4 protein-coding genes and 1 pseudogene are annotated in these 5,490 nt (G+C 46.9%); 3 read left to right on the top strand and 2 right to left on the bottom strand.

What is annotated here, in order from left to right; all coding sequences use genetic code 11:
• Positions 1–320 (bottom strand): hypothetical protein (locus tag Q0668_RS15865; protein WP_298866412.1); only part of this gene is annotated, 320 nt, incomplete at its 3' end.
• A gap of 252 nt (positions 321–572) precedes the next feature.
• On the opposite strand from Q0668_RS15865, the gene Q0668_RS15860 reads away from it, so the two are divergent.
• The 3 genes from Q0668_RS15860 (at position 573) to Q0668_RS15850 (ending at position 5,166) form a co-directional block, all read left to right on the top strand.
• Complete coding sequence (locus tag Q0668_RS15860) at positions 573–1,340, top strand: phytanoyl-CoA dioxygenase family protein (protein WP_298866410.1); 768 nt, start codon at positions 573–575, stop codon at positions 1,338–1,340.
• Entirely contained in the window at positions 1,324–3,780 is a 2,457-nt protein-coding gene (locus Q0668_RS15855; protein ID WP_298866409.1) for a prolyl oligopeptidase family serine peptidase, read from the top strand. The genes Q0668_RS15860 and Q0668_RS15855 overlap by 17 nt, the downstream gene beginning before the upstream one ends.
• 213 nt (positions 3,781–3,993) lie before the next feature.
• Positions 3,994–5,166, top strand: coding sequence for a hypothetical protein (locus Q0668_RS15850; protein WP_298866408.1), 1,173 nt, complete (start codon positions 3,994–3,996; stop codon positions 5,164–5,166).
• A 35-nt stretch (positions 5,167–5,201) separates the two neighbouring features.
• Here Q0668_RS15850 and Q0668_RS15845 read toward each other — a convergent pair.
• Positions 5,202–5,490 (bottom strand): annotated as a pseudogene (locus Q0668_RS15845) (hypothetical protein); the annotation flags it as partial.

The following is a 5,490-nucleotide window of genomic DNA, read 5'->3' as shown; positions in this document are numbered from 1 at the left end:
TCTTTTCTGTTACTTGCAATAGAACGCGTGTAAGCCTCGGGAGAGGATAGGTCTCGACTCCAGACTTTTGCGCGTTCCATTGCCGCTTGTGAAATTTTCTTGAGTAGAAACCGATCGATACCGGCGATCATTTTTGAACTGAGATCGCTGGTGTCGGTTAATTTTTTTGTACCCGGAAGTGGATTCTGGTCGGGTGCCTTTTTTAAGATAGCCCATGGTGGTGATGCCGCGTTGTTATTCTGAGCCGAAGCGTCCAGTGGAAGCAGGCAGAAAAGCGTTAATGTGAAGACGATGAGAAAAGTGAAACGGAGTATGGTCATAATTTCCCTGAACGTTTCTCGGAAGGATAAAGAGGCGATCGCGCATGCGAACAATCAATTCGATCATACACGGCAGGTGAAGAGGCGGCAATGTTATCGTATGCTTTTCGATGGAATATTGTTCTCTTAATAAACGAAAATATCGATGTGATCTGTGACTCCATGGCCCTTTAAAATGATATTATAAAATGATACTTTGAAATGAACAGATACGAGGCAGGCCACTACAGTTGGAAAAACAGGAGAGAGTGAATGTCAATTGTCAATAAGTCAGATGTCTCTCAATACGAACGTGATGGATTTCTTACAGTCAATAATCTGATCTCGAAAGTTGAGCTGGATCGGCTACGTCTCAAGATAAATGAGATTGCTGAAGGTCGCGTCACTACATTTCCCGCAGATCAAATTGAGTACGAACCTGGCTCTCAGGGGGTGCGTGATTCATCGACGATTCGTAAAATCAACCGCTGTGTCGAGAACGAAAAAGTTTTTATGGATCACGCAATAAATCCACGAATTCTCGACATCGTTTCTGAACTGATCGGGCCGGATATCAAATTGTTTGGAAGCCAATGTTTCATGAAGCCACCTGGAGGGATTGAAAAACCATACCATCAGGATTCTGCTTACTTTACGATTGAACCAAGAGAACTTGTGACCTGCTGGACTGCACTCGACGATGTGACTCTGGATAACGGTTGCCTGTGGGTGATCCCTGGAAGCCATCGTGGAGAATTGCTTGACCATGATCAAGCCTGGGATATCGGAGATCGAGTTGATATGCAGGTGCGAGATTCTCAGATTGATAGTCAGCTTGAGGTTCCCATTGAATTGAAAGCCGGTAGCTGTTCATTCCACCATAGTATGCTACTGCATCGATCCGGACCAAATCAAACTCAGAATTCCAGGCGCGGACTGGCGATCCACTATATGTCATCCCGGTCCCGCTGGACTCATCAAACACAACTGAAACCGAACTATCTTCTCTTACGAGGCAAGGAATATGATGATTGTGTTTAGCCCACTGACGAATAGTCAACAGCGCAGAGCGAGTATCCTTGCAGCGATATTATGTTCTTTTTTATTACTCGTTAGCGCATCTCGTTTGCAGGCTGCGGATTCCGAAATTAAACGATTTGAGACGCCTGAGGGTGTCAAGTACGGTATCTGGGGGAAAACAACGACGAAGCCGGCTCCAATCCTGTTTGCTTTAGGAGGGACTATTGATAGTATTCTTAGCTCTGCCTACTTCCGACAGTGTGGAAATGAACTTGCAGAATTCGGTTATCTTACTGTCTCGATCGATATTCCTTGTCATGGTGAGCAGTGTCCTAAGGGGCAACCGTGTGGATTGGGCGGGTGGAGTTATCGGGCCGCCAAGGATGAGGACTTCGTTATTGAGAGCAATAAACGACTCTCAAGTGTACTCGATCATCTCATTAAAACGGGAGTTGCCGATCCCGAACGCATTGTGTCTTGTGGAACGTCACGCGGAGGATTTCTGGCCATTCACTTCGCTGCTTTTGATAAACGTGTGAAGTGTGCTTTGGGGTTTGCACCCGTCACTGATTTGGCGGCACTCAGTGAATTTCTTAAAACGAAGGATCATCCGCTGGTAAAAAAACTGAGCCTGGCAGAGCAGGCGGAGAATCTAGCCGGGCGTCCTGTGTGGATTATCATTGGAGACCAGGACGAGCGTGTAAGTACTCGCGCTGCCTATGAAGTTGCACATCGTATCACTGAAGCGTCGCGTATGAAGAAGTTACCCAGTCGAGTACAACTGCATATCATGCCAGAGCCACGCGGGCATACTACACCGCGCGGTGCCAGCAGGATGGCGGCAGAATGGATTCAAAGTCATATACCAAATCCAAAACCGAAGTCAGCCAAAAAGATATCTCGTCATATCCTTTTTATTGATGACCATCACGTTTTGTATCGAGCGGGAACGAAGCGCCTGTTTCATCCTGCGGAGCTGAATCCAACGAACCCCATCGTTAGAGAAGATCAGCCCTGGGAGATGGCGATCGGATGGACGAGCATCTGTGAAAATCCGAAAACTGGTAAATTTCAACTGTGGTATCAGGCGTATGCGGGGGGACGCGATGACAGAAAGTCTCATAAATGTGTTGTCTGTTATGCTGAATCTGATGATGGAATCCACTTCACAAAACCCAAGTTAGGCATTCATGATTTCAAAACAGACCGAAAACCCTGGTCGGGACATTTTAAGGAGACGAACATCGTTCTGACTGGCGATGGGGGTTATGGCGACCGGTATGCAAATTCGGTATTGTACGATCCAGCCGAATCTGATTCTGCCAAACGCTACAAGATGCTCTATACCGATTTTGGTAAAGATGAAAATGGGAAAGAGTGGCCTGGATTCTTTGCGGCGTTCTCACCAAATGGGATCCTTTGGACTAAGTCTCAGAAGAATCCGTTAAATAAAACAGCCTACGGTGGTCGAGGCTTACAGCCGTTGTTTAACGATGAAATCCCTTATAACGAACGTTGGGACAAAAACAAGAACTTTCTCCGCAAGACCTGGGCAATTCCGCTATCGATGTCTGATGCTGCTGATGTTTTCTATGACCATAATCACGGGTTGTACGTCGCTTATGGAAAATCATGGATACAAGGACCGGCTGGTGGTTTGGCGTGGAAGCACGCCATGGCGCGTACCGAAAGTGAAGATTTTGTTACATGGTCAAAGCCGCAATTGGTTTCCGCCCCTGATGATATCGATCAGCCCAACACAGAGTTTCATACTTCGCCGGTATTTTACTATAAAGGCTGTTACTTCTGTCTCAATCAGATTCTCAGTTCGCGGGGTGAAGCAACGGGCAGTAAAGCAGATGCGATGCATATTGAATTGATGATCAGTCGCGATGGAGTACGTTGGGATCGCCCATTTCGTGAGCAACGCTTTATTGCAAGTAGCGAGCAGGATTTTTCGAACGGCGGTATATTTACCAATTCGACACCTGTGTTTCTCGAAAACGAAATCCGCTTTTATTATGGCGGCTATAATAGCGGTACGATTGGTGGAGGGCAAAAACTGACCAGTGAAACTCAGCAAAGTGGTGTCGGATTCGCCAGTATCAGGCTGGATCGTTTTGCCGGGATTCGACCTGTTAAGCTCAGCGCGCAATCGACACTCAAAAAGCCACTACAGAACATCGGTCAGATTACACTCAAACCGATGAGTTTTAAAGGGATTAAGCAGATCTCAGTCAACGCAGACGCGACCGAGGGTGAGTTACGTGTTGAGGTACTGAACGCAGATGGCTATCGGATGCGTGGGTTTTCCAAAGAGGATGCAGTCGTTATCTCGAAAGACTCGTTCCAGCATCAGGTGAAGTGGAAGCAGAGCGACATTAGCCAGCTTCCACCTGGAAAGTATATGCTGCGATTGCATTTAGATAATGCAGAAGTCTTTGCAATCAATATGAAGTGAGTGTTATATATTTCTTGGTTTCAATGATGGGAAGCGTTTTCGTGAGTGGCCCCAATATCATTCTCTGAGTTAACTTGGAAGAATATTTATAATATTTCGTATCATATGAAATATATGTTAAGAATGGGAGTCGAGTAGCGAATCCCTTTGAGGACGGGGCCCAACAGGGCCGCTGGGAAATTTCCAGATCAACCAATCTCGAAAGGTTTTCAAATGAATGGTCACAGTCATTTTGCGATTCTGGCTATTGTGACTTCGCTGGCGTGGAATTCTTCCGAAGCTTCTGCTGAAGTTTTCGAAAAAGAATTGGCCGTCGATGAGCAGGTTGTGATTTCAAATGAGGATTTACCAAAGGGATGGGTAGTGGCTTCTGACCCGGAGCTTGTCAAATTTGGTAATCGCTGGTGGATGTTCTTTAATTCGATTCAACTTGATTTTGAGAAGGGATTGCCAATACATGTTCTGGCTGCGAACCTACCTCCCGGTGTACCCCTTAGTGCTGCACCCGGTAAGTGGACTGTTCTACCAAATCCTGTGATTTCGCCAGGACCAAAAGGGTCCTGGGATGATCGTACGATTGAGACCACCAAATACGTTTTCGGATATGATGCCACACTCAAAAAGTATGTAGGCCGTTTATATTATGTGGGCTGGCCGGTGCAGAAAAATGGGCAGAAGCACTATCAGATCGGGTTTGCAGAATGGAGTGATGAGCGACGTCAATGGGTTAAGCACAGTGATCCCATAGCAACTGGTACAGAAAAGTGGGAGAAGATCAACGGTTCCAGTTTTATAGGCGATCAGTCGGTTTACTACGAAGCAGGTCCCGGGAGAGGCGGTGCAGATGGCGTCTGGCATATGTGGTATCAGGCTGTCAGCAAACCAAAGGACGGCGGTGTATCCATTGTCCATCTGACAAGTAAAGATGGGGTTTCCTGGGCTAATAAGAAACGGCTGACTCATAAAGTTCCGTTTACTAATCAATTTGTGAAAACGGGGCCGTTCTCGCTTGATGTGTTTGTCAAGAATGGAAGGTACTACTTCGCCGGGTTCCTTTACAATCAACAGGACCTTCGTAAGCAAGGGCTCTGGATTACTGAATCGAGAACGCCCGATGGAAGCGCGGCGGGTGACTTCACCAACTGGCATCCACTCATTTTTGAAAACAATGGAGTCAAATGGCATGACTCAGGATTAGAGAGTTCGAAATGTCACGCGACAGGGTTATTCGCACCCACATTGCGTGAAGAGAACGGTCAGGTGTGGATGTTTTATCACGGCTATCATCGTACCGGTGAAGTGAAGGATCCTTGCAAGGACAAATCGAAGAACAGTGGGGTGATTGGACGGGCTCTAGTGAAAGACTTCGCGAAGATTGCAAAGTAGTATCAGAGTAGATCTGCTAATATGTGTTTCAGGTCTTAGCGGCTGACGAACCACCGCATTGCATGTCTTGCGGACGATTTTTCGAACTGTAAGGTATAGGGATTGCAGATCCAGCGAGCCAGATGCCCGTCAGTACGTGGCATGACCCAGCCAAAGTCCCAGCAAGAGGTGCCGTAACCGAGGGGGATTGTGGGTCGTGTGCGCACGACGGGATTGGCGGATGCCATGAACTGTTTTCGTTCTGTGTAATAGTAACCAGCGCCAATGTGCACAAACACATCATGTTCCAGGTGAGTATCGACTGGATCGGATAGATCATTACAG

The sequence above is a fragment of the uncultured Gimesia sp. genome (assembly GCF_937910335.1).
Classification (GTDB): Bacteria; Planctomycetota; Planctomycetia; order Planctomycetales; family Planctomycetaceae; genus Gimesia.
The sequence above is the reverse complement of the archived record's forward strand: the minus strand, read 5'-3'. Positions and strand labels throughout refer to the sequence as shown.